General features: G+C 44.6%; 16 protein-coding genes and 1 riboswitch. Of the genes, 9 read left to right on the plus strand and 7 right to left on the minus strand.

Going from position 1 to position 24,952, the window contains the following annotated elements; all coding sequences use genetic code 11:
• Positions 1-527: 527 nt before the first annotated feature.
• Complete coding sequence (locus Q5691_RS22570; RefSeq protein WP_333213733.1) at positions 528-851, minus strand: WGxxGxxG family protein; 324 nt, start codon at positions 849-851, stop codon at positions 528-530.
• 322 nt (positions 852-1,173) lie between these two features.
• Between Q5691_RS22570 and Q5691_RS22575 the strand changes: the two genes are divergently transcribed.
• Positions 1,174-1,818: a hypothetical protein gene (locus tag Q5691_RS22575; protein ID WP_333347178.1), complete on the plus strand. Its 645-nt coding sequence runs from the start codon at positions 1,174-1,176 to the stop codon at positions 1,816-1,818.
• A 20-nt stretch (positions 1,819-1,838) separates the two neighbouring features.
• Positions 1,839-2,582 carry a pentapeptide repeat-containing protein gene (locus tag Q5691_RS22580; RefSeq protein ID WP_333213735.1) on the plus strand — a complete coding sequence of 248 codons (744 nt, stop codon included), beginning with the start codon at positions 1,839-1,841 and terminating at the stop codon, positions 2,580-2,582.
• Positions 2,583-2,765: 183 nt separating this feature from the next.
• Here Q5691_RS22580 and Q5691_RS22585 read toward each other — a convergent pair whose 3' ends face one another.
• Entirely contained in the window at positions 2,766-3,293 is a 528-nt protein-coding gene (locus Q5691_RS22585) for a hypothetical protein (protein WP_333213737.1), read from the minus strand.
• Between the two features lie 84 nt (positions 3,294-3,377).
• Between Q5691_RS22585 and pyrE the strand changes: the two genes are divergently transcribed.
• The 4 genes from pyrE to Q5691_RS22605 all read left to right on the plus strand — a co-directional run bounded on the left by pyrE (position 3,378) and on the right by Q5691_RS22605 (position 6,641).
• The gene (pyrE, locus tag Q5691_RS22590; RefSeq protein ID WP_333347182.1) at positions 3,378-3,953 is read left to right on the plus strand and encodes an orotate phosphoribosyltransferase; all 576 of its coding nucleotides are present in this window, start codon (positions 3,378-3,380) and stop codon (positions 3,951-3,953) included.
• 114 nt (positions 3,954-4,067) lie between these two features.
• Entirely contained in the window at positions 4,068-5,354 is a 1,287-nt protein-coding gene (gene dcm / locus Q5691_RS22595) for a DNA (cytosine-5-)-methyltransferase (protein WP_333347185.1), read from the plus strand.
• 459 nt (positions 5,355-5,813) lie between these two features.
• A complete protein-coding gene (locus Q5691_RS22600; protein ID WP_333213743.1) occupies positions 5,814-6,296 on the plus strand; it encodes a hypothetical protein in 483 nt (160 codons plus the stop codon).
• A 228-nt stretch (positions 6,297-6,524) separates the two neighbouring features.
• Positions 6,525-6,641 (plus strand): hypothetical protein, encoded by a 117-nt coding sequence (locus tag Q5691_RS22605; RefSeq protein ID WP_333213745.1) that lies wholly within the window; start codon positions 6,525-6,527, stop codon positions 6,639-6,641.
• Positions 6,642-7,030: 389 nt separating this feature from the next.
• Here the strand turns inward: Q5691_RS22605 and thiC are convergent, their stop codons facing one another.
• Positions 7,031-8,404 (minus strand): phosphomethylpyrimidine synthase ThiC, encoded by a 1,374-nt coding sequence (gene thiC, locus Q5691_RS22610; RefSeq protein WP_333213747.1) that lies wholly within the window; start codon positions 8,402-8,404, stop codon positions 7,031-7,033.
• Positions 8,405-8,411: 7 nt separating this feature from the next.
• Positions 8,412-8,508, minus strand: a riboswitch (TPP riboswitch).
• 1,207 nt (positions 8,509-9,715) lie between these two features.
• On the opposite strand from thiC, the gene Q5691_RS22615 reads away from it, so the two are divergent.
• Together Q5691_RS22615 and Q5691_RS22620 are read left to right on the plus strand one after the other, a co-directional pair.
• Entirely contained in the window at positions 9,716-15,790 is a 6,075-nt protein-coding gene (locus Q5691_RS22615; protein ID WP_333347188.1) for an AAA family ATPase, read from the plus strand.
• Between the two features lie 9 nt (positions 15,791-15,799).
• Positions 15,800-17,299 carry a response regulator gene (locus Q5691_RS22620; RefSeq protein ID WP_333347191.1) on the plus strand — a complete coding sequence of 500 codons (1,500 nt, stop codon included), beginning with the start codon at positions 15,800-15,802 and terminating at the stop codon, positions 17,297-17,299.
• A 135-nt stretch (positions 17,300-17,434) separates the two neighbouring features.
• Here Q5691_RS22620 and Q5691_RS22625 read toward each other — a convergent pair whose 3' ends face one another.
• Both Q5691_RS22625 and Q5691_RS22630 read right to left on the minus strand, forming a co-directional pair.
• The gene (locus tag Q5691_RS22625; RefSeq protein WP_333347194.1) at positions 17,435-19,648 is read right to left on the minus strand and encodes a tetratricopeptide repeat protein; all 2,214 of its coding nucleotides are present in this window, start codon (positions 19,646-19,648) and stop codon (positions 17,435-17,437) included.
• 240 nt (positions 19,649-19,888) lie between these two features.
• On the minus strand, positions 19,889-20,761 hold the full coding sequence (locus tag Q5691_RS22630; protein ID WP_333312083.1) for a 6-carboxytetrahydropterin synthase: 873 nt from the start codon (positions 20,759-20,761) through the stop codon (positions 19,889-19,891).
• Positions 20,762-21,200: 439 nt separating this feature from the next.
• On the opposite strand from Q5691_RS22630, the gene Q5691_RS22635 reads away from it, so the two are divergent.
• Entirely contained in the window at positions 21,201-22,700 is a 1,500-nt protein-coding gene (locus tag Q5691_RS22635) for a cyclic nucleotide-binding domain-containing protein (RefSeq protein ID WP_333312084.1), read from the plus strand.
• 149 nt (positions 22,701-22,849) lie between these two features.
• On the opposite strand, the gene Q5691_RS22640 is transcribed toward Q5691_RS22635, so the two are convergent.
• Both Q5691_RS22640 and cysK read right to left on the minus strand, forming a co-directional pair.
• Positions 22,850-23,530 (minus strand): J domain-containing protein, encoded by a 681-nt coding sequence (locus Q5691_RS22640; protein ID WP_333213763.1) that lies wholly within the window; start codon positions 23,528-23,530, stop codon positions 22,850-22,852.
• 446 nt (positions 23,531-23,976) lie between these two features.
• Positions 23,977-24,939, minus strand: a complete 963-nt coding sequence (gene cysK, locus Q5691_RS22645; protein ID WP_333213765.1) for a cysteine synthase A — start codon at positions 24,937-24,939, stop codon at positions 23,977-23,979.
• Between the last annotated feature and the right edge of the window lie 13 nt (positions 24,940-24,952).

A 24,952-nucleotide genomic window follows, 5' to 3' on the forward strand; every position in this document is an offset into this window, starting at 1 on the left:
AGCAGGATTTGTTGACACCCAAACATTGATATCTTTTTTTTTTAATATATTGATTGTACACGACTATTTAACGGAGTGAATACCTCCACTAAAATTGTCAAAAAATATATCTAATAACAGAGAAAGAATATAAAACACTGGTAGTCTAAAGGCTACAACTGCGTTTCATACCCTGCGGGAAAGACCGGGGTTCTCACGCGACGCACTATAGGAAGAAGTTAATAATCTCAATTCCGCTTATATCTGAGATATTGCACCCTTTTCAATCAGCGTTTTATTGACTGGCTAGGAGCAATGGCGCACAATAAAATTAACTTTTTGTGGAACAGGCATCTTGCCTGTTCATAAAAAGCTTATTGAAAATGGTGTAACATCCCAGATGTAACCAATTTTATTGTCGTGCCCTCGCGCATCATCTCCAATAAAAAAACCTCACAGATGGAGGTTTTTTGATGATTATTGGTGCTAGTCGGACAGGTTAAAACATCCTGTCCCTGCATAATGCCCACAGCCCTAAGACTCGATTCTTAGCGGTAGTCACTTCGCACGGCTGGCTCGCGATCACTCGTTGTAGTTGTATAGCGGACGTTTTCTTCGCGTTTGCGGGGAATCAAACCCAACAAACCAGACAAGCCTAGCAATCCCAACCATCCCCAATCAAAATCGCGATCGGTCTCAGCATTGTAGACATCGGAGCGAGGAGTTGTGGTGGTTGTAGTGCTGTTAGTACCGGAAGTAGTACCGCCCGTTGTATCTGTCTGAGCTGAAGCAGGGAGATGAGCTGGTGCTAGGGCTAAACCAGCAGCTATAATACCTGCACCGATTGCTTTGGATAAATCAGAACGTTTCATAATTCAAATGCTCTCTGTTGGCTAAAATCTTTAACTATCAAAACTATATCAATGGGCTTTTAAAGTTAAATCCATCTCTAGCAGTAAAGATGGTTATGTTCCACCTATAACTACAGATTGATATCCAATTTTTAGCAGACACACAAAATGAAATATTGCTCGCGGAGGCACTCCGGTACTAGACATAGGGGGTCTGGCACCTCAGTCGGTTATGAGGCACTCCGGCAGTCCCGACAATAGACAAGGTGTTGTTTACAAAAAAAGGTAAACTCAGATATTGCACAGATAAGTGTTGGAACTCGATCGACGGAGATCAAAACTTTTGGGTATAGAGTTACGCAGCTACGTATTTCTAGACAACTTGCAGCCACAGCACGCAGCATACATCGGCACAGTCGCCGCCGGATTCTTGCCGCTGCCAGGGGATGCGTCGCTGTGGATAGAAATCTCGCCCGGTATCGAAATTAACCGAATTACCGATGTCGCCCTCAAATCTGCCTCCGTGCGCCCAGGGGTGCAGATAGTCGAGCGCTTGTACGGTCTTCTGGAAGTACACTCGAGTCAGCAGGGGGAAACGCGGGCAGCAGGCAAAGCAATTCTAGAATTCATCGGAGTCCGCAGAGAAGAATGTATCAAACCGCGAGTGATTTCCAGTCAAATTATTCGCAATATTGATGCCCACCAAACACAATTAATCAACCGCACCCGGCGCGGACAGTTGCTGCTGGCGGGACAAACGCTTTACGTCTTGGAAGTAGAACCGGCGGCCTATGCAGCGCTGGCGGCTAATGAAGCAGAAAAAGGCGCCTCTATTAACATCTTAGAGGTTCAGGCTGTAGGTAGTTTCGGACGGCTTTACCTTGGCGGCGCAGAACGAGATATTATAGCAGGTTCCCAGGCAGCAATTGCGGCGGTGGAAAGCGTGACGGGTCGAGAAAATCCAGCAATTTTAGGTCGCAAGGAATAGCCGTTAAAGGAGATGCAATTATGGCAAATACACAGCATTTAGCGCTGTTAAAAAAAGGTGCAGTCACTTGGATTAAATGGAGAAGTCTCAACCCAAATATAGAACCGGATCTCAGCGAAGCTAACCTCGCGGAAGCAAATCTCAGAGGTGCACATCTTTGGCGATCGAACCTTTTTAAAACAGATTTGTTTAAGGCTAAATTAATTGCGGCAAACCTGGCAGAATCTAATTTTAGTTTAGCAAATCTTGCGGGAGCGCAACTGCTGGAATCTAATTTAATTAAAGCTAATTTAACGGGAACCAACCTGCAAGCGGCTGACATCAGGGGATCTGATTTGAGCGGTGCTAATTTAATTGGGGCTGACCTCACCGCTGCTAATCTCCAAGAAACAGATTTCGGTGATGCGAATTTAATCGGTGCGGTGATGTCTGGAGTTAATGCGATGGGCGCGAACCTCAACTGTGCTAATCTCTGTCAAGCTAATCTCACTCAAGCCGAATTGATTGAAGCACATTGCTATGCAGCTAATTTCTCTAAAGCTAACCTCGGAGAAGCTCACTTCACTGGAGCATATCTTTTCCGGGCAAATCTATGTTTTGCACAGTTGATTGCGGCAGATTTCCGGTGGACAAACCTTGGCAAAGCTGATTTGAGAGGGGCTAATTTGACCGGGGCAAATCTCAGGGGAGCGAACTTGGCGGGAGCTAATTTGGGTGAAGCTATTTTGAAAGGAACAATCATGCCTGATGGCAGCATTGTTTGATAAATATTGGATAATATTTAGTCCTGTGAAATAACGGCGATAGTTAAAAAAAGCGAGTTGCGGGTTTACCGAAAGGATTGCCAAAACATGAGCTTTTGGGGCGGGTTGAGGCTTTCTCTCGAATATAACAAAGCCGAGATTGAGTAAACTCGCCTCGGCTCAAAACTCGCAACTGTCGATCGATTAATTTTGGCCAGGGGGCGATATTTGATAAAGTCCTCTAACGGGCCCTGGATCACTCGGTGAATTTTGCTGCTGCGTTGGAAGTGTAAACTGATCTTGGAGTCCGGCGGGAGTGGGGAAACAGCCACTTGGTTGAGGTCCTAGCTGGCAAGCTGCAGGCAGTGCCATGATTGAGGCATCGAAGGGATTGACGGCATCTGGCACGCGCAGAATCGGGTCGCTGGAAACTTGCCGCTGCATTACTCGGCGGTAGAAGCCGTTGACGCGACTAGCATCCCGCTCAATTTCTTTTTCGGGAAAGGCAACGACGCCGCTGGGGGAACCGATGCCTAAATAGTCGCCCAAGTAACCTTGCAAGCTGACGTTGTGGTAAAAGTCTCCTGAAGCTTGAAAAAATTGTCGGTTGAAGTCGTCGGCAATCGGGTGAAATCGCTCTGTTTGTGCTTGAGCTGGTTTGACCGATGCCAGTGCGGCAGAGGCGACAGCGAGAATTAATGCGCCGCTCAGGCTTTTTAACTTTTGACTCATATATTTGGGCCTTTTTAATTAATTCCGATTCCACTATAAACTGATTATCGACGGATTATTTGTGTTTTTTACACGGTGTGAGTTATGGATGCTGCGGATTTAAAGGTGTTGCGCGATCGACTTCTAGATTTGTTGTGCGAGTTTGCCTATCGTGAAGGCGATTTTGTGCTGTCTTCGGGCCAGAAAAGTTCTTATTACATTAACTGCAAACCGGTGACGCTGCACGCTGAAGGTGCTTTGGCAACGGGACGTTTGCTGTTGTCGATGTTGTCGTCGGATGTGCAAGCTGTAGGTGGTTTGACTTTGGGCGCTGACCCGATTGTAACTGCGGTGAGCGTAGTTTCGGCTTTGGGCGATCGACCTATACCAGCTTTAATTGTCAGAAAGGAGACGAAGGGACACGGGACAATGGCGTATATTGAGGGGCCGCTGTTGCCAGAGGGGACGAATGTGGCGGTTTTGGAGGATGTGGTGACGACGGGTAAGTCGGCGATGCAGGCGGTGGAACGGTTGCGGGCGGCTGGTTATAAAGTCGATCGTATTTTGTCGCTGATTGACAGAGAGCAAGGTGGAGGGGAGTTTTATCGCTCTGTTGGATTGGACTTTGAAACAGTTTTTACGATTAATGATCTTCAAAAGTGGATGGCTAGCAAGAAATAGGGAAAAGTGCGATCGCCCTCGTTACTAGGTCCTACCTGGTAACGCAGATGCTTTCGCTCTGCCTCATGTTAACAAAAGTGCAAGATATCAATCTTAACCAGCGAGTTTAAGGCTATGAAAACCATCCGTTTTATTGACTTATTCTCAGGAATAGGCGGCATGAGATTAGCCTTTGAATCCGCCGCTCGTTCCTTGAATCTGGAAACAGAATGCGTATTAAGCAGCGAAATCAATTCCGACGCTCAATTAGTTTACCAGAAAAACTTTGCCGACACACCTTTAGGCGACATCCGATTAATTGACAAACTGCCTGAACATGAAATTTTACTAGCGGGATTTCCTTGTCAGTCTTTCTCCTATGCTGGCAAAAAAGAGGGCTTTGGAGACACCAGAGGCACCCTATTTTTTGAGATTGCAAGGTTAATTGATACCTTTAAACCTCAAGCATTTATTTTCGAGAACGTGCGGGGGCTTGTCAGCCACGACGGCGGCAGAACCCTCGAAACTATTAAGGGCGAAATCAAAAGCCGAGGTTACAGCTTCGATTATTTCTTGCTTAACAGCTCTAACTTTAGCTTACCTCAGAACCGTGTCCGAGTTTACCTAGTAGGAATTTTAAATGCTTCGCCCCAATTTGGCTTAATTTCCGACGTAGGCCCAAAAGATTCGCATTCCTCTAGTCATCAACAGCTATCGTTATTTTCCCCGTTAAGTAAACCTGTCACAGTTGCAGATATTTTGGAAGACAATCCCGATCTAAAATATGATTGTTCGCCAGAATTTGTTAATGCCTTGAAACAAATAGTTAACAATGATTTCAGCCGCTTGCACGGTAGGCGGCTAATTGACTACCGCGGTGGCAATTCGATTCATTCTTGGGAACTGGGTTTGCGAGGCGAATGCAGTTTAGACGAAATTGAATTAATGAATCTTTTTATATTGAAAAGGCGTAATAAAGAATTTGGAGCTGACCAAGATGGCAAGCTATTAACTAAAGAGCAAATAGCTACTTTTTTTGCTCATCCCAATCTCGATGAAATTATGGATTCCTTGGTAACAAAAAAGTACCTGCAACGGAACAACAATCAATACAAACCTGTATCAGGTAACTTTTCCTTTGAAGTCTATAAATTTCTCGATCCGCAGAAAATTTCTGTAACAATTGTTGCCAGTGATGCTAATAGATTAGGAGTTTACTATCATAACCGAGTCCGCAGGATTACCCCCCGCGAGGCGGCGCGGTTACAAGGTTTTGCCGATAGTTTTATTTTGCATCCTAATGATGATAAAGCTTATCATCAACTGGGTAATAGTGTAAGTATTAATGTAGTTAAAGCGGTTGCTCTAGAAGTTATCCAGAATGTTTTGTGCTCTACCAAACAAAAAGTTAGCGCCTGGTGAATTGGGAAGGGTGGGCGGAGTGTTTCCGCCCACCCTAGCAACTAGCTTTGCACTACAGGTTCCTTAGCCAAAAACTTCTCTAATTCCGTCAATCGATTTTAGATTTTAGATTTTAGATTTTAGCATTGACCCCATGGATAAATGCGGGGGCTTGAGGATTTTAGATTTTAGATTTTGGATTGATTCCACGGATAAATCACGTGGCGGGTACCATCAAGAAATTCTTGGTCAAAGCATCGGCATCAACCTTAGAGCGGTGTTTTATTGGGTGGGATGAGAAACTATGCCGACTCTAATTCTATCAAAATCAGCTCAGGTACTTGGATCACAAAGGAAAATAAAGTTTTCGGTGCTAAACAAGCGCAAGCTTTCAGGTTCAAAATCTATACCAATCGGCTGATTTTAGCAGAGGCAAATTATAACCTGAGTGAGACATTAACTAGAGAAGACTGTTCTAAGATGTTAGATGACGCGCAAGGAGAAGCAGTAATGATTTTACCTGCATCTGTTAAAAAGAAATGGAAACTACTGGCAACAGCCTTTATTTGTCCTCTAACACTAATTGGTGTTGGCATTCAGCAACAACCGCTTCAAGCACAACAAAATCCATCTAAGACTAATGTTGCTGCTTTGCCAGATGGTATTTACCTGTACGGAGATTCGCCACAGCCCAACCAAGTTCTTCAAAACTATATCGTGTTTCAACGCCAGAACGATCGCGTCGTTGGTGCAATCTACGCGCCGCGATCGGATTTTGCGTGCTTCACTGGTAAAATTCAGGGAAATACACTGTACGGGAAGGCAATCTCAGCCGGAAAAGTTCAAACAGTTGAACTCAATACTCAGTTAACAAATCTGCATTCTATCCGCACAATTAGCTCAAACGATCGGCGCATTCTTTCAACGTGCCAACAGACAGCGCGAGCTAACATCTCCAGGTAAATCTTTTACTTAGCTAAAATGGTGCATGAGGCTGGCGGTGCGTTAAACTGCGTTAACCCACCCTACGAATTGAAAATTTCTCGTTTCTCGTTACCAGGCAGAGCCTGGTAATGAAGATCTAGAGGCTCTGCCTCCATTAAAAAATAGTACAAAATATGAGTTTTTACCGCCAACTTAAGGGCGCTGAAAAAAATCCGTTTGATTGACTTATTCTCAGGAAGAGGCGGCATGAGATTAGCCTTTGAATCCGCGGCTGGTTCCTTGAATCTGGAAACAGAATGCCTCTTAAGCAGCGAAATCAATCCCGACGCTCAGTTAGTTTACCAGTACAGGGTAGGTGGCTAATTGACTATCGCGGTGGCAATTCGATTCATTCTTGGGTACTGGGTTTGCGAGGCGAGTGCAGTTTATACGAAATTGAGTTGATGAAGAGTTTTATATTGAAAAGGCGAAATAAATAATTTGGCCATGACGCAGATGGCAAGCTATTAACTAAAGAGCAAATAGCTACTTTTTTTGCTCATCCCAATCTCGATAAAATTCTGGATTCCTGGGTAACAAAAAAGTACCTGCAGGGGAACATCGCAATTCTCCTTTTCGGAAACTCCTTTTAATATAACCTTAAGTAAGGTACGCCATCAGCACCCTAGTTTTGGGCGGGCATCCTGCCCGCCCCACAAGAAGCCAAACAGCTTTACGATAAAGTAAGATGAGCAATGCCCACCCTACTAATATTAGCTTTGGGCTACAGGTTCCTTAGCCAAAAACTTCTCTAATTCCGTCAAAGCATCGGCATCAACCTTAGTCTGCATCGGACAGAACTTAGGCCCGCACATTGAACAGAATTCAGCAGTTTTGTAGATATCCGCCGGCAAAGTTTCGTCGTGATATTCCTTTGCCCGTTCTGGATCTAATGACAGCTCAAATTGACGGTTCCAATCGAAGTTGTAACGCGCTTTCGAGAGTTCATCATCGCGATCGCGCGCACCCGGACGGCCCCGTGCAATATCTGCAGCGTGAGCCGCGATTTTGTAAGCAATCAGCCCGTTTCGGACATCCTCAGCATTCGGCAATCCTAAGTGTTCCTTCGGCGTCACGTAACACAGCATTGCAGTACCGTACCAACCAGCCATCGCCGCCCCAATTGCTGAGGTAATGTGGTCGTATCCAGGCGCAATATCTGTCACCAACGGCCCCAAAACATAGAAGGGTGCTTCCGAACACTCCTCCATTTGTTTCTTGACATTAAACTCAATTTGATCCATCGGCACGTGGCCCGGGCCTTCCACCATTACCTGCACGTCATGTTCCCAAGCTTTGCGAGTTAATTGTCCCAAAGTTTTGAGTTCAGCTAATTGAGCCTCATCCGACGCATCGTGAGTGCAACCGGGGCGCAGAGAATCTCCCAAACTAAACGAAACATCGTATTTTTTGAAGATTTCAATGATGTCGTTAAAGTGAGTGTAGAGGGGATTTTGTTTGTGGTGATGCAGCATCCACCGCGCCAAAATGCCGCCGCCACGAGAAACAATTCCAGTGAGTCTATTTTTTACCAACGGCAAATGCTCAATCAAAATTCCGGCGTGAATGGTTTGGTAATCAACACCTTGTTGAGCGTGTTTGTCAATGATGTGAAGAAAGTCATTCGCTGTCAGACTTTCCATATTACCGTGAACACTTTCTAGTGCTTGGTAAATTGGTACAGTACCGATCGGCACTGGTGAAGCTTTGATAATCGTAGTGCGAATTTCATCCAAATTGCCGCCGCCGGTGGACAAGTCCATCACGGTATCGGCGCCGTATTTCACTGCTAGTTTAAGCTTGTCAACTTCTTCTTCCATATTGGAAGAGTTGGGAGATGCACCGATATTAGCATTGACTTTGCATTTAGAGGCAATACCGATCGCCATCGGTTCTAAATTCGTGTGATTGATATTAGCCGGAATAATCATCCGTCCCCGCGCTACTTCGGCGCGGATAAGTTCTGGCGGGAGATTTTCTCGCTTAGCAACAAAGTGCATTTCCTCAGTAATTACACCTTGGCGGGCGTAGTGCATTTGAGATACATTGGTGTGCCCCTGACGCTTAGCGATCCATTCGGTACGCATATTTAATTTCCTTGATAAACAGCTTCCCTCCGCTGGTATTACCCAGACTCAGGTTCTAAGGGTGTTTTCTCAGCCCGGATATTCGGGCACCCCTAGCTAAGCTGTTGATTGTATCACCGATTTCTGTGCGCCACGGCAGCAACTAAGGAAATCTTAATATTGAGAAATAGATGAGGGGAGCGAGAGCCCTTTTGGGGCTTCTGATATTTTTGATGTTTAAAAAGTGCGATCGTACCCCATTTAATAATCTAAAAATAATCACATTTCAACTGCATCAAAATTAGACAGGACAGTTTTTTTTATTTTGCTACTGCCCATTTTTGCTGTTTTTCACCGCTACAGTAAGCTGGATTTTTAATTTTATTTGGACTTGAGATATTGCCTACTGATGTACTGTCCCATATGATACCTTTACTCCACAACAGCTTGTCAACCATTGATGTACATCTTTATAGCTACAAAATCCTGCTGGTTCTGGCAATTCCTTCTCTAATTTCTCTACAGTTTCACGATTGATTATTCTTGGTCTTCCCGAAGTTGGTTTTTGGGATAATAATTCTTCCCTTCCCCGTGACGATAGCTAGACAATTATCTTTCATTGCAGGCTAAATACGATGTTTCCCGACGCACACAGGAGAAGACGATACAGTTTGTAGCGTTTGGGTTTTGGGCAAATACAGAGATTGCTGTTGTTCTTGTCGGTGAGCATTTTTAACTCTGAGCGAGCAGAGCTTTCAGTTCAGATTCTGTTTTCCCCATTTGAATCTTGACAACTCCTGACATTTTCGCTCTTTATATTTGGGTAATAACTCACAAAAATGACATCTACTAACTGTAGCAGTTTTTTAGAAAGTTGGTTAATTTATGAAACTCATTTGAAGCTTTGTCAATTTATTTTTTATGACATTTAAGAATGTTAAATTTTCTTTACTGATTGATACAAAAATATAATTAAATGATATCCGCTTGAGCGCAATCCGATAGAGCCAAGGAGAGTAAAAGCCAATAAATAAATAAATTACACTTTATTAACTTTTAATATGTTTTAAGATTTTTAGGGCATCCTAGATAGATCAGCATAGTTCGCTAAAAGCAAGCATAGCCTTTCTAAGATAGTGAACTTTTGGCTGTAGAAAAAGCCTTTCTGACTCGCTGCCCTGGTATCCTCTACGCTTTGTAGAAAATTCCCGGCAAAAACTGGGCTAACTTTTGTTGAGTAAATTACTATGTTACAATCAACTCTAACAATAATTAAGTTTTAAAATCGGCCTTAACCTTACGCTCAATTCCTTTGCGATCGCTAGAATAACAATGACTATCAACTTAGCTGGCTATCAATTCGTTGAAACCCTCCACAGCGGGATAAGAACTTCAGTCGATCGCGCTCGGAAGGATGCAGACTTTTCCAGCGTGATCGTCAAAAGGCTAAAGGCTGAGTATCCCACTCTTTCTGACATCACCCGCTTGCGACACGAATATCAAATCCTGCACAGCTTGAACGTAGAAGCGATTGTCAAAGCCATTAGTTTAGAAAGCTATAAAAACGGTTTAGCACTGATATTAGAAGATTCAGGCTCCGAGTCTCTCAACGATTGGATGAAGGGTAAAAAACTCACAACCATTCAATTTATTTCTTTGGGTCTCCAGCTTGTCTCTGCCTTAGCAGAGATCCATAAACATAACATTATTCATAAAGATGTAAAGCCACAAAATCTTATCATCAACCCAGCCACTGAAAAAGTTCAAATTATTGATTTCAGCATCGCTTCGCGCCTGGAGCGAGAAAATTCGACCCTCAGCCATCCAGATTTGCTCGAAGGCACCCTCGCCTATATGTCGCCCGAACAAACTGGCCGGATGAATCGGTCAATTGACTACCGCACTGATTTTTATTCACTCGGCGTTACCTTCTATGAAATACTCACAGGTGAGTTGCCCTTTAATTCCACAGACCCGCTGGAATTGGTACACAGCCATATTGCCAAAACTCCCATTCCCCCTCACCAGCTAAATCCTGAAATCCCACCACAAATTTCAGCGATTGCGATGAAGTTATTAGCTAAAAATGCTGAAGACCGCTACCAAAGCACTGAGGGACTCAAATTTGACTTAGAAACTTGCTTGATAAAGCTACAGGCTAGCGGATATATTTCCAACTTTGTTGTTGGAAGTGCGGATAAAGCAGGGCAATTAAATATACCGCAAAAGCTCTACGGTCGCGACCAAGAAGTTGAAAAAATTCTAGAAACTTTCGATCGCGTTGCCAGTGGCACCACCGAATTAATGCTGGTTTCCGGCTATTCCGGGATAGGCAAAACAGTTTTGGTCAATGAAGTCCACAAACCCATTGTGCGGCAAAGAGGCTATTTTATTGCGGGGAAATTTGACCAGTTCAAGCGCAATATTCCTTATACTTCTCTGATTCAAGCATTCCAATCCTTAACTCAGCAACTTCTAACCGAAGGCGAAGTAGAAATCCAAACTTGGAAAGAAAAACTGTTATCCGCTTTAGGCGATAACGGACAAGTCATCATTGATGTTATCCCTGAAATCGAATTAATTATTGGCAAACAGCCACCCGTAGCTGAGCTAGGGGCAACTGAAGCTCAAAACCGTTTCAGTCGCGTCTTTAAACAATTCATTGGCGTATTTACAACTATTGACCATCCCTTAGTTATCTTCCTCGATGACTTGCAGTGGGCGGATTCGGCATCGTTGAAATTAATAGAATTGCTAATAACTGATTCTGATAGCAAGTATTTATTGCTGATTGGGGCATATCGGGATAACGAAGTTTCTCCAACTCATCCGACTATTCAAATGATTGACAAGATTCGCCAAACTGGTGCGACGGTGAATAATATTGTCCTTCAACCATTACACCTGGTTCATGTCGAAGAATTAATTGCAGATACTTTAAATGAATCGGGCGGTTCGGAATCCCTGTCTGTAAAGACGCGAAATTTCGCGTCTCTACTTTTTAATAAAACGCAGGGCAATCCTTTCTTCATAAGTCAACTCCTCAAAACTCTCTATCAAGAAGATTTGTTGACTTATAACTTCACCCCCCTAATCCCCCCTTACCAAGGGGGGACAAAGGGGGGTTGGCAATGGAATATCGAGCAAATTCAAGCGATAGGCATCACCGATTACAATGTTGTCGAACTGATTGCTAGAAACATACGCAAATTGCCCGAATATACACAAAAAGTATTAAAATTGGCTGCTTGTATTGGCAACACTTTTAACTTAGAAATTTTGGCAATTGTCAATCAGGAATCATCCTTAGTCACGGCGGCGCAATTGTGGGAAGCTCTTCAAGCTGGGTTGATTTTACCTTTGAGCAATGAATACAAAATTCCCCTGGTATTTAATCAGGAAGAATCGGGCGGTTTTACCTTGACTGATGTGAAGGTTGACTACAAGTTTTTACATGACCGAGTGCAGCAAGCTGCCTATTCTTTGATTCCCCATGAACAGAAAAAAGAGACTCACTTAAAAATCGGTCAACTGCTGCTGCAAAGTACAACGCCAGAAGACCGAAAAGAAAATATTTTCGCTTTAGTTAACCAACTCAATTATGGTACTGGCTTACTTACCACTGAATCCCAAAAATATGAACTCGCCCAATTGAATCTGATTGCAGGTCAGAAAGCGAAAGCTGCTACAGCCCACGATTCCGCCGTCAAATATTTGCAAGTAGGTTTATCTCTGCTAGCGGTAGATAGCTGGGAGAATCGGTATGAACTGGCATTAAGGCTGTATGAGGAAGCAGCAGAGTCAGCATATTTGAGTGGTGATTTTGAAGCAATGCAGAGATTCGTTGAGATAGTACAAAATTGCGCCAAAACGCTGCTGGACAAAGTGAAAGTGTACGAAGTCCAGATTCAAGCTTATATGGCGCAGAACAAGCTGGTCGAAGCATTGAATACGGGGCTGCAAGTCTTAAAGCAGTTGGAGGTAGAGTTTCCCGACTCGCCAAACCCATCTGATATTGGCCAGGCGCTGGGGGAAACTGCGGCAATTTTGAGCGGAACCCGAATTGAGGACTTAATCGATCTCCCTGAAATGACTGATCCTTATCAATTAGCAGCGATCAGGATTTTGTCAAGTATTTTTTCTGCTTGCTATTCTGGGATGCCCGTACTGGTGCCTTTAACGGTCTGCAAACAGGTCAATTTATCCGTTCAATATGGCAATGCTTCTGTGTCTCCCTTTGCATATGCGGTATATAGTCTTCTTCTTTGCGGGGCGGTAGGAGATATTGAGCGGGGCTATGAATTGGGCCAATTAGCTTTACGTCTAGTGTCAAAGTTAAATGCCAAAGAAATCGAAGTCAAGACTTGCCACTTAGTGTATGCAGCCGTTCAACATTGGAAAGAACACGTCCGGAATACCTTAGAACCTTTCCTGTCAGCTTTCTCTAGCGGGCTAGAAACTGGAGATTTAGAATATGCTGGCTATGCGGTCATGGTATGGAGTCATTACTCGTTTTTTGTTGGCAAGCAACTAATTCAACTCGAACGAGAGATAGCAACTTACACAGATGCCCTTGATAAAATCCGCCAAGAAACAGCGCTTAATAATACAAAAATCTGTTGGCAAGCCGTCTTAAACATGATGGGAAGAAGCGAAAATTTCTGCCTGTTAAAGGGGGAAGTATACGACGAAGAGAAAATGCTGCCACTATATCAGCAAACCAACAACCAACTAGCAATTCATTACTTATACTTGCACAAACTTGCGCTGGGTTATATGTTTGAGAATTACGCGGAATCTTTAAAAAATATCCCTCAAGTAGAAAGTTCTTTCGGATCGTCTACAGGGCAGCTAACTGTTGTTATCTTCTATTTCTACGATTCTCTAGTACGGCTAGCTGTGTATTCTGAAACTTCGCCGTCCGACCAACAGGACATTCTTAACCGAGTACAAGCTAATCAAGAGAAATTGCAAAAATGGGCACATTATGCCCCAATGAATCATCTGCATAAATTCTATTTAGTAGAGGCCGAAAAGCATCGTGTTTTAGGCGAAAAAATAGAAGCGATCGAGATGTACGACAAAGCGATCGCTCTTGCCAAACAAAACGAGTATATCAACGAAGAAGCATTGGCTCACGAACTCGCTGCTAAATTCTATTTGTCATGGGGTAAAGAAAAGATTTCCCGCACCTACATGACCGATGCTTATTATGCCTATATGCGCTGGGGAGCTTTAGCTAAAGTTAAACATCTAGAAGAAAAATACCCGAAATTAATAGCGCGATCTCCTGCGGTCACCGAAACCCCTTTCAACCCTACGAGGACAATTCCTCCTTTGACCATTACAGGCGGTCAAACAGAGTTGCTAGACTTGGCAACTGTAATGAAAGCATCTAGTGCCATTTCTAGCGAAATTGTTCTACCTAACTTGCTCACCAAGTTAATGAAAATTTTGATAGAAAACGCCGGCGCTGAAACTGGAGCACTTATTCTCTCAAAAGAGGGTCAACTTGTTATAGAAGCGGCGGGGACTAAAGATCGAGTCCGAGTGCTAGAATCTTTACCAGTATCAACTTATGGGCAAGTGCCTATCTCGGTACTTAATTACGTCACCAGAACTCAGAAAGATGTCGTTTTAAATGATTCCAGCCGCGAGGAAATCTTTAACACCGACCCCTACATTACCCAACACAAACCAAAATCAATTTTGTGTGTACCTATCCTCTCTCAAGGTAAGTTAAGTGCCATCCTGTACCTAGAAAACAACGTGATTGCTGGCGCTTTCACGCCGAAGCGGGTTGAAGTGTTGCGGATGCTATCGGGACAAGTTGCGATCGCCTTAGAGAATGCCAACCTCTATCACACTTTAGAAGTCAAAGTAGAAGAGCGAACCGAGGAATTAAAAGCCAAAAATATGCGCCTAGAAGTAGAAATTCAAGAGCGACAGCAAGCCGAGCAAGCGGCCGAAGCCGCCAACCGCGCCAAAAGCCAATTTCTCGCCAATATGAGCCACGAACTCCGCACACCGCTCAACGGTATTTTAGGTTATACCCAAATCCTCAAACGAGATACAGGTTTAAGCAGTCAGCAAATTTCTGGTATTAATATCATTCATCAGTGTGGCGAACACCTCCTAACTCTGATCAATGACGTTTTAGACCTCTCCAAAATCGAAGCCGGAAAAATGGAACTCTATCTCACCGAGTTTCACCTGTCAGACTTTCTCCAAGGCATTACTGAAATCTGCCAGATTCGCGCCCACCAGAAGGGAATCTCTTTGATTTACGAACCGCTAACTCCACTTCCTACTTGCGTCCGAGCCGATGAAAAAAGGTTGCGGCAAATTCTCATCAACTTACTCGGCAATGCCATAAAATTCACCGAAAAAGGAGGCGTTAGTTTTAAAGTAGACAGGCTGGAGACTCAGCAATCTTTGTCATCACCAATCGCCAATCCCCAATCCCTAACAGCGAAATTTATTTTCCAAGTAGAAGATACAGGCATTGGCATCGCGCCCGACGAACTCTCAAAAATATTTTTGCCCTTCGAGCAAGCCAGCGGTTCAGTTAGCCAGATAGAGGGGACAGGATTAGGGCTGCCAATTAGTCGCCAATTAGTGGAGATGATGGGCGGCGAACTGAAAGTACAAAGCTCTTTAGGTAAAGGCAGTATTTTCTGGTTTGAGTTAGAGTTGCCTATTACCGAAAGCTGGGAAGGGTATCAAAAAGAACCTGAAAAAATTATCAGGGGTTTCTCAGGCGATCGGCAAAAAATTTTAGTCGTTGACGATCGCTGGGAAAATCGATCGGTTCTAGTTAATCTTTTAGCTCCCATTGGGTTTGAATTAATGGAGGCAACGGACGGTCAAGACTGCGTGAAGAAAGCGCTGTTATTTCAACCTGACTGTATTATAATTGACTTAGTAATGCCAGTGATGGACGGCTTTGAAGCGGTGAGGCGGCTCAGAAAAATCCCTCCATTAAAGGATGTAATCGCGATCGGAACTTCTGCTAGCATTTTATCCGGCGATCCCCACAGCATTTTGCATGCTGGTTGCAACGCTTTTCTCCTCAAACCAATTCGGGCAGAAAAGTTATTAGAATGCTTGGGCCACCATTTACGTTTAGAATGGGTTTATGATGAGCGAACAACTTTCAGTTCAGAAGGTATCTTCACCGAACTCCCTTCCCAAATCCAAGACCAACCACTGATTGCTCCCCCTTCGGAAGAAGTTGCAGTCCTGTTCGATTTAGCCATGAAAGGTGAACTCCTCAGTATTGAGCAGCGAGCCAGCAAGCTGAAGGCAATAGATATGCGTTATGCACCTTTTGCCAATCAGTTGCTTGAATTAAGCAAAAACTTTGAAGAAGACAAATTAGTAGAATTTGTTCAACAGTTTAGATGAGGACTAAAAATGACTAGCGAATCTTTAGACAGAGGCACCATTTTAATTGTGGATGATACGCCCACTAATCTGGGTTCAGTATTGGATTTTTTGACCGCATCTGGCTTCACTGTTTGGGTAGCTCGCAGTGGGTCGAGCGCTCTCAAAAAAGTGCAATATTCCCAGCCTGATTTAATTTTGTTGGATGTTCTGATGCCAGAGATGGACGGATTTAAAACCTGTCAAAATCTGAAAGCGAATGACTTAACTAAAGATATCCCAGTCATTTTTATGACCGCGCTGGACGATACAGAAAGCAAAGTCCAAGGCTTTAATGTGGGGGGAGTTGATTATATCACTAAGCCCCTTCAACACGAAGAAGTTTTAGCTCGCGCTATCACGCACCTGAATCTGCGAAATCTAACTAAAAAGCTTCAGGCGCAAATTGTCGAGCGCGAGCGAGCGCAAGCCGATCTACAAGTTTTGGCACAACAGCTAGAGACGCGAGTAGAACAGCGCACCGCTGAACTTTCCCAAACGAATGAACGCCTCAAGCAGGAGGCTGCTGAACGCAAGCTTGCAGAAGCAGCTTTGCAAGCATCGGAAGCGCGAGAGCGGCACAAAGCCCTAGAGCTCGAAAATTCCCTGGACGAACTCAAGCAGGTGCAAAGCCAGCTAATTCAGAGCGAAAAAATGTCCGGGCTAGGCCAACTCGTAGCTGGCGTAGCCCATGAAATCAATAATCCAATTAATTTTATTTATGGAAATCTTTCCTATGCTCTGGAATATTCAAAAGCTTTGGTCACTATCCTTGACCTCTACGAAAAGCACTATCCTCATCCGCCTCAAGATATACAAGCAGAAATCGTGGCAAGCGAGCTAAATTATCTCAAAGACGACTTGCCTAAATTGTTCAAATCGATGTACTTAGGAGCCGATCGCATCCGCGAAATTGTTTTATCTTTGCGCCTCTTCGCACGGCAAGAAGGATATGAAATGAGAGCGGTCAACCTTCACGAAGGCATGGACAGCACGCTGATGATTTTACAGAGCCGACTAAAATTTAACTCAGACCGCTCCTCGATTGAAGTGGTGCGGGACTATTGCCCAAACCTGCCCGAAGTGGACTGTTATGGGGGAGAAATGAATCAGGTATTTATGAATGTACTGGCAAATGCGATCGATGCTATTGACGAGTGGAACACCCAGAGAGCGCTAGAAGAAATTAAAGCGAATCCTAGCGTGATTCGGATTAGCACAGAAATAACCAGCAACAATTACGTAGCTGTCCGAATTGTGGACAATGGGCCAGGGATATCGGAAGAGGTTCGTCGCCACGTATTTAACCCGTTTTTTACGACAAAACCCCCCGGTAAGGGCACAGGGATTGGGTTGTCGATTAGCTGGCAAATTGTAGTGGAAAAACACCGGGGAAGCTTGGGGTGTATTTCTGCACCAGGCGGGGGAACAGAGTTTATTATTGAGATTCCGATTCGGCAGGAGTCTCCTGTCTTGTCGCTGTCAGCTTGATAGAATGTCGGGTATCTTCATCCATAATTGTGCGCTGTGATGGGCAATCGCAGAAACCCCGCGATTGCCCATCACAGCGCACAATTACCAACAAGAAAATTCGGGTGTGTACGTAGCGGTGTAGGTAACACCTAACTAACTGTCCGAAGATTCATCGGATTGTGGCTGTTTTTGAGGATCTTTTTCCCCGGCAATAAATCCTTCTGTATCCTGCTTTAATTCTGATACAAGTGCGCCTCGATCACGCCAAGCTTCGGCATTATCAGGCTTGATGGCAATAGCTTGATCGTAAGCTGCCATTGCTTCCTCGTACCGCTTTAATTCAGACAAGACTATCCCCAGATGACGCCAAGCGTCGTAGGAGTCTGGCTTAATAGCAATTGCTTTCTCATAAGCTGCGATCGCTTCTTCATTGCGCTGCAATTTTGCCAATGATTCGCCTTTACAAAACCAAGCTTCGTAACACTCGGAATTAAGGGTAATTGCGGATTCGTAAGAGGCAATTGCTGCTTCGTGCTGCGACAGTTTGTCGAAAGCTGCACCTCGGTTGTGCCACACTTCAAAATCCTGCGGTTTAATCGCTATTGCTTTGTCGTAGGATTCGATCGATTCTTGATATCGCTGCATTTTTCCGAGCACAGCGGCTCTATTGTACCAAACTTCGTGTTTGTCGGGCCGGATGCCGATCGCCCGATCGTAAGAATCAATAGCATCGCTGTAGCGGAGCAGTCTCCACAGCATATTGCCTCGATTGTACCAAGTTTCGTATCTGTTGGGATTGAAAGCCAGAGCGCGATCGTAAGAATCAACTGCTGCTGCGTACTGCTGTACTTTGGCCAGCATCGCACCCCGGTTGTGCCAAATTTCACTGTCGGTTGCTTTGATAGCGAGGGCGCGATCGTAACTGGCGATCGCTTCTTCGTAATGCTGCAATTGACCCAACAAAGCCGCTATACTGTGCCAACAAGCGTATTTTCGAGATTCGCTCGAACTTGCTCGCTCGTAACAGGCGATCGCCTCTTCGTACTGCTGCAATTTTGCCAGCAAATGCGCTTTATTATACCATGCTTCGTAGTTATCCGGTTTAATCGATATTGCTTGGTCGTAACAGGCGAGTGCTTCTTCCGGGCGCTGCAATTTTATTAACACATTTCCGCGCCAATACCAAGCCTCATTCAAAAATTTATTCGCTAAAACAGCTTTTTCCAAACACACTAATGCCTCATCATAATTGCCTTGAAAATAAAGCCCTTCGGCTTGCTTGATATAATCGTCAGCAATCAAATTATCGTCGTTAGCGGGTGCCGTTTGCGAATTTTGGGAATTGTTTAAGGCCGATTGAGGCGCGATTTTGAGAGCTTCTTTGGCAACAACTGCGGGAACTTGGGAAATTTCTTGAACAATTTGATATTTTTTATCGTCAACTTCTTTCAGCAAAACTTGCAGGTGCATGATAAATTGAGATTTGAGAGTCTCAATTTGCTCGACGGAAGATTTGGAGAGTTCAGTTTCTCTAGTTAAAAAATCAAGGGATTGTTTAGCTGCACCCATTTGCGCTTCTAATTCATCCCTCAACTTTTGAGTTAGTTGGCTAGAATTTCTGAGCTCGGATTCCAATACACCAATGCCCTGCAATCGTTTATTGGCATCAGCAACCAACTGTTTGATTATCAGCCGTCGCATCATCCAAAAAAATGCAATTGTCATCGGTGGAAATACCGTACCAAGAATCAGCAAAATATTGAGCAGAGTTATGGTACTGTTAAAACCATATCCAGATTCAGCACTGCCACTAGACGGGGAGATAAAAGCGAAAACCTCGCGAACTTGAGGATTGCTTTCAGCCCCAGTTTCGATTAATTTAGCCAGCCAGGTTTCTTGTAAAGATTTTGTTAGTTCATCGCCGGATGCAGCAGGAGTATTCGCCTTGGTTTTTGCACTAGCAGATAAATCGGGTTGAGCGGCCGCTACCAACAAACCTGTCGGCGATTTTACAGCAATTCGCGGGGAAAATTGTTCGTGAGCGATCGTCTCAGGCTCGCTAATTGACTCAGCCCGACGGGATACGGTAGTATTTGGGGAAAATTGTTCGTGGGTGATCGTCTCAGGCTCGCTAATTGACTCAGCCGGACGCGATTCAGTATTATTTACAGCATCAACAAAGTTGCTAGCTTGCGGTGTCTGAGGAGAAATAGGAGGTGCAGCAGGATTGGTGCTAGTATTAGCAGTTAAATTCTGGGATGCGAGGGCTGCCAGAGTCAAGAGAGCTAGATTAGAGACGCGCATAAACGTCAACTCATTTAGGAGAAATTGGTGCTTGGTTGTCAGCGATCGGGCGATCGACCTCATACTCTCAGCAGTTAGAATAGCTGACTAGAGGAATGCTGACTTACTATCTCCAAAATACGCGCGCAGCCTGACTTTTCAGGAAAAGTGCCAATAATTCTGGCTGTGGAACTTTTGTCCAAAAATATATTCTCGCGCCTAATCCGGTTGAATAACCCTCGAAATCATCGGGGCGGGTTTACCAATCTGCACAATTAGCCCAATATCCGGGTGAACCCGCCCCAACAGACCCAATTTTTAGCTTTAAACCCTAGCTACAATTGCTTCTGGCTGCTGACGTTCAGCCGCCACTTCCTCTAAATCAGCACCGAAAATTTCACAGCTATTATTCGGACTTTCAATCAGCTTAATCTTGTGCAACTGGGCGCCCAATTCCCGAACGGGCGATCGCAATAATTGCCCGATCCGAACAGCAATATTCTCCGCAGTCGGCACAACATTCTCAAAATAAGCAATATCCTTATTTAAAAAAGTGTGATCGAACGGTTCAACCACATAATCGTCAATAGCTTTTTGCAAAGCTCCCAAATCAGCAATCATGCCAGTCCGCGCATCAATTTCCCCTTTAACAGTCACCTCTAAATGATAATTGTGACCGTGACCGTTGGGACGAGCACATTTGCCGTAAACTTCCGAGTTTTCTTCAAAGCTCAAATCGGGACGAGCCAACCGATGGGCGGCACTAAAATGAGTGGACAAAGTTAAATAAGCTTCCATTCCGTTTCCTAAATATTCAGCCCAAAGTTCGGGATGTTCAAACAATTGAATTTTGCTCACAGGTAAATGAGGGGCTAGCCGCAGCCAAATTTGCCGTGCTATGTTTTCGGTAGTTGGCAGAGTCTGCTCAAATTCCGGCCACGCTTCGTTGAGAAAGGAAAAATCGAGATCCTTGATAACTTCCCGCTTGATGACGTGCTTGACATCAGACAGGTTGAGCACCATGCCGTACTCGTCGAGTTCGCCTATCATGGAAACGTAAATGACGTAATTGTGCCCGTGTCCCGGTGCGCGGGCAGTTGGGCCAAACCGCTCAAAGTTCTCAGCTTCGCTTAACTCCGGCAGCCAGTACCGGTGACTCGCAGAAAACTGTGCCCGACGATTGATGATGCACTGCATAAAAGTCAATTAGGGTAAGCTTGTTAAGTTCTGTAAAGGACTCGCTTCTTAAGGATAAACTAATTTTTGCTGGAATTTTTCAATAATTTGAGGGTGCTGTCAATGAATTTCTACCAATTTTCCAGATATTGGCAACAAGTCGCTGATCGATCACGCTGCCGGGCCCATTTTACGCCACAACACAGATATCCGGCAGAAAATACCGCTACAAAATAGTTTTTCGCCATCAGTTACTAACCCATCAGTTACGAGTCTTTGAGAGAGTGGGTGAAGCTGAGCTATTCCGTTGGCGAAGCGTTCCCGAAGGGTAGGGAATCGACTTTTTTGCCACACAGGAGACTCCACAGTTCGAGTTTTTCGCCTAAGCTCTGCAATAGTTAGCCGTTGGCAGTTCAGTTGCTCTCAAAACTAATCACCAATTACCCATTACCCAATATTAATGAATTCGATTACTGCACGAGCCGATCGCTTTTTTGAACATTTCTGGGGTGCGATGACAACCCCGCTATTCTATATCGGGGACACTCATCTCTCCATCAGTGCGATCGTTAAACTGATAATATTAGCTATATTTGCCTTGATTATAGCTAAGATTATCAGTGAAGGAATCAAGCGCAGCGTGCTAGTTCGGATGAGATTGGATCGCGGTAGTCGAGAAGCAATTTCTACGATCATTAGCTATATTTTAGCCACTATTGGCTGTATATTCGTCCTGCAAGGTTCCGGCATCAACCTCACTTCTCTCACCGTCTTAGCTGGGGTTGTCGGCATTGGTTTCGGCTTCGGCTTGCAAAATCTCGCCAGTAACTTTATCAGCGGGCTCACCCTGCTATTCGAGCACCAAATTAGAGTCGGAGACTTTATTGAAATAGACAAGTTATTAGGAACAGTAGAAACAATTTCTATCCGCTCTACCATTATTAAAACAATTGACGGTCTATTTGTAATCATACCAAATATTAAGTTTGTCGAAACTAATATTATTAACTGGAGTTACAGAGACCCCAGATGTCGCCTCCACATTCCCATCGGCGTTGCTTACGGATCTGACCCCGTAATAGTTACGGAAGCGCTGTTAATTGCGGCGCGGATGGAGTCGAATGTTCTGTCCCATCCTTCTCCTAAAGTATGGTTTCACGGTTTTGGAGATAATGCTTTAAATTTTGAACTTTTGGTTTGGATTGACCAGCCACAGGAAAGCGATGCTATTAAAAGCGCGGTAAATTTTTTAATAGATTACGAATTGCGCCACCGAAATATCGAAATTCCCTTTCCCCAACGGGATTTGTGGCTGCGAAACCCGCAAGAGTTAACTCAACTTTTTCACAATAACAAAGATGATAATTCCAACGGGAAAGTTTTTCCGCAAGATGCCAAACATTCAGCAGATTTACAATCTAATTCCACCCTTTCTGAACCTAAAAAGCCAGCGCCTAAATCCCCCAATAATTGGACGCTGCGAGATTTGTTGAGGCGAGTAACTTATTTTGAACAGTGTACGGATTTAGAACTGCGACAGTTGATTGAATACGGCTACCGACAACTGTTTCCAGCAGGACAGGTTGTATGTAAAGAGAATGACCCTGGCGATTCTTTTTATATTATTCTTTCGGGGACTGTAGAAGTTCTTTCTCAAAAAGCCGGTCAGTATATTGCTACGCTTCACGAGGGCGAGTTTTTTGGGGAAATATCTTTGCTGTTGGGAACTCCGAGAACGGCGACTGTTAAAACTAGCGAAGATGCAATTTTGTTTGTGGTGGAACGCCACGACTTGCAAAAACTTTTAAGAGAACAACCCAATTTAGCAGATCAGATTGCTCAAAAATTGTCGGAACGCCAGCAAGCTTTGAGAGATTTGGGATTGTTAGATGGCGACTCTCTGGAACAAACTCCTTTTATTAAAATTCGCAAGCGAATTCAAGTTCTTTTTGGAATTTGAAAGAAGGAAGTTCGGCAACGAGCAATGTACAAGATGTAACGGATGTCAGGAAGAAGGAAGAGGGAAGAGGGAAGTTCGGCAACGAGCAATGTACAAGATGTAACGGATATCAGGAAGAAGGAAGAGGGAAGAGGGAACAATCTGCTTTTTTAACTTTTAATTTTTAATTCATCCTGCGCTTCCCGCCGCAGTCTAGCGGCAATTCTAAACAGTTCTTGACCGGTGTGCAAGTGGCGATCGTCATAATTGAGGGTAAATAGCTGCAATTCTTCTATTCCGTCTCCGACTTGATTGATGCAGTAGTAGAGATGGGCCGCAACTCCGGCTACATTAGATGGATTGGGCATTGATGTAAGAAAGTTATGAGCTTTTTTGAGGAACTCGCGGCTGGTTTCGATATAAAGTTGAAACTTTTCTATCAGTTCGTCATCAAATGGATCTGCTGACAATTCGTCTATTTCTTTTTTAAGCGGCTTCAAGATGCTGTTGAGCATTTTATTGACTGGTTTGTATACTTTAATCAGCCACTGTTCCATTTGTTCATCAGCGTCCCTAGCTGTTTGTTTTTGCTGGCGGCTGACGTTTGGTGCGCTGGGTGATTGCTGTTGAGTTTCCTGGGAAAGTTGGCGATCGTAAGATTGTCTGTGCTGGGCATCTCCTAATATTTCATAGGCTGCATTGAGGCGGACAATTTCTTCGTGACCCGCTGTGTCGCTGCGGCTGTCGGGGTGAAATAATTTGACTAAACGGCGGTATGCTTGTTTAATCTCGGCTTGTGTTGCGGTTGGGCTAATTTTTAGGGTTTTGTAGTGATTGGTAACGGAAGACACGCTCTTATTTCCTTGAACTCTAGATAATCTGTGAAAAAGTGCTTGACAAAAATATCATGATTTGCTATTTTTTTGAGAATTTATCTGATATAAATGTCAAAAATTGTCAGTAAAAAACGTCAGTTTTCAACTTATCATAAATCTATTTTAGAAAAACATTGAGGCTTTGGAAGTGGTAAGCCGATCGACATTGAGGACTCCTATAGCGCTCCTCCCGCAACAGTTAGCTCCTTCTTTTCTTGTATCTTCCCTCCCCACAACAGCGCTCAGCCCCCGCTTCGTTAACACGCCCAAAGCGGTTGAAAAAAAGCGCATTCAAAAATTCGGCATCCTTCGCGATCGAGAAAGCTACAATCTATCGCCATTCTTTAATCTACTAAAAAGCAAAGCAGAGCGTATAGTCTACGCCCTGCTTTGTGTTTCTGGGACTTGGGCTGGAGGTTAGCCTAGTTGATGGCCATCGCCAGATTGAGTTCTGGATCTTGGAACAAGGGAGTGCTGAGATAGCGTTCGCCAAAGCTAGGCTGAATCATCACAATCAATTTCCCTGCATTTTCGGGACGCTTGCCGACTTTCACCGCCGCACATAGTGCCGCACCGCTGGAAATACCCGACAAAAGTCCTTCTTCTCTGGCTAAGCGACGGCCATAGGCGAGCGCGTCATCATCCGTAACAACTATAATTTCGTCTATCGAATCCACATTCAGCACCGGCGGCACAAAACCAGCACCGATACCTTGAATTTTGTGAGGCCCGGGCTTTCCGCCCGACAGTATCTGACTGTTGGCCGGCTCAACGGCGATCGCCTTAAACTCGGGTTTCCGGGACTTAATCACCTCTGCCACGCCCGTAATCGTACCGCCAGTGCCGACTCCCGAAATCAGGAAATCCACCTCGCCGTCTGTATCTTCCCAAATTTCCTCAGCCGTTGTCGAACGGTGAACCTGCGGGTTCGCTGGATTCCGAAACTGCTGTAACATATACGCATTGGGAGTTTTGTCCACAATCTCTTGAGCGCGGCGGATGCAGCCACTCATGCCCTCAATTCCGGGAGTCAGTTCTAGTTGGGCCCCGTAAGCTCGCAGCATCGATCGGCGTTCCGTGCTCATCGTATCCGGCATGGTCAAAATCAACTGGTAGCCCTTAGCCGCTGCCACCATTGCCAGAGCAATTCCGGTATTGCCAGAAGTAGGTTCCACTAAAACCGTTTTGCCTGGACTAATCAGCCCTTCGGCCTCTGCTTGATTGACCATATTGACACCGATGCGGTCTTTCACCGATGCTGCCGGATTCATGCCTTCGAGTTTGACCACAATCCGAGCCACGCAGCCTTCGGCTTGGGGAATGCGGTTAAGTTGCACCAGGGGCGTCCGCCCTACCAATTCTGTAATGTCGCCAGCAATACGCATAATCTTTGTCAGT

Source organism: Microcoleus sp. w1-18aA5, assembly GCF_036701705.1.
Classification (GTDB): Bacteria; Cyanobacteriota; Cyanobacteriia; order Cyanobacteriales; family Microcoleaceae; genus Microcoleus.

Coding starts and splice junctions, on each gene's coding strand:
- Q5691_RS22570 (WP_333213733.1), bottom strand. CDS start 851: ATGAAACGTTCTGATTTATCCAAAGCAATCGGTGCAGGTATTATAGCT.
- Q5691_RS22580 (WP_333213735.1), top strand. CDS start 1,839: ATGGCAAATACACAGCATTTAGCGCTGTTAAAAAAAGGTGCAGTCACT.
- Q5691_RS22585 (WP_333213737.1), bottom strand. CDS start 3,293: ATGAGTCAAAAGTTAAAAAGCCTGAGCGGCGCATTAATTCTCGCTGTC.
- pyrE (WP_333347182.1), top strand. CDS start 3,378: ATGGATGCTGCGGATTTAAAGGTGTTGCGCGATCGACTTCTAGATTTG.
- dcm (WP_333347185.1), top strand. CDS start 4,068: ATGAAAACCATCCGTTTTATTGACTTATTCTCAGGAATAGGCGGCATG.
- Q5691_RS22600 (WP_333213743.1), top strand. CDS start 5,814: ATGTTAGATGACGCGCAAGGAGAAGCAGTAATGATTTTACCTGCATCT.
- Q5691_RS22605 (WP_333213745.1), top strand. CDS start 6,525: ATGAGATTAGCCTTTGAATCCGCGGCTGGTTCCTTGAATCTGGAAACA.
- thiC (WP_333213747.1), bottom strand. CDS start 8,404: ATGCGTACCGAATGGATCGCTAAGCGTCAGGGGCACACCAATGTATCT.
- Q5691_RS22615 (WP_333347188.1), top strand. CDS start 9,716: ATGACTATCAACTTAGCTGGCTATCAATTCGTTGAAACCCTCCACAGC.
- Q5691_RS22620 (WP_333347191.1), top strand. CDS start 15,800: ATGACTAGCGAATCTTTAGACAGAGGCACCATTTTAATTGTGGATGAT.
- Q5691_RS22625 (WP_333347194.1), bottom strand. CDS start 19,648: ATGAGGTCGATCGCCCGATCGCTGACAACCAAGCACCAATTTCTCCTA.
- Q5691_RS22630 (WP_333312083.1), bottom strand. CDS start 20,761: ATGCAGTGCATCATCAATCGTCGGGCACAGTTTTCTGCGAGTCACCGG.
- Q5691_RS22635 (WP_333312084.1), top strand. CDS start 21,201: ATGAATTCGATTACTGCACGAGCCGATCGCTTTTTTGAACATTTCTGG.
- cysK (WP_333213765.1), bottom strand. CDS start 24,939: ATGCGTATTGCTGGCGACATTACAGAATTGGTAGGGCGGACGCCCCTG.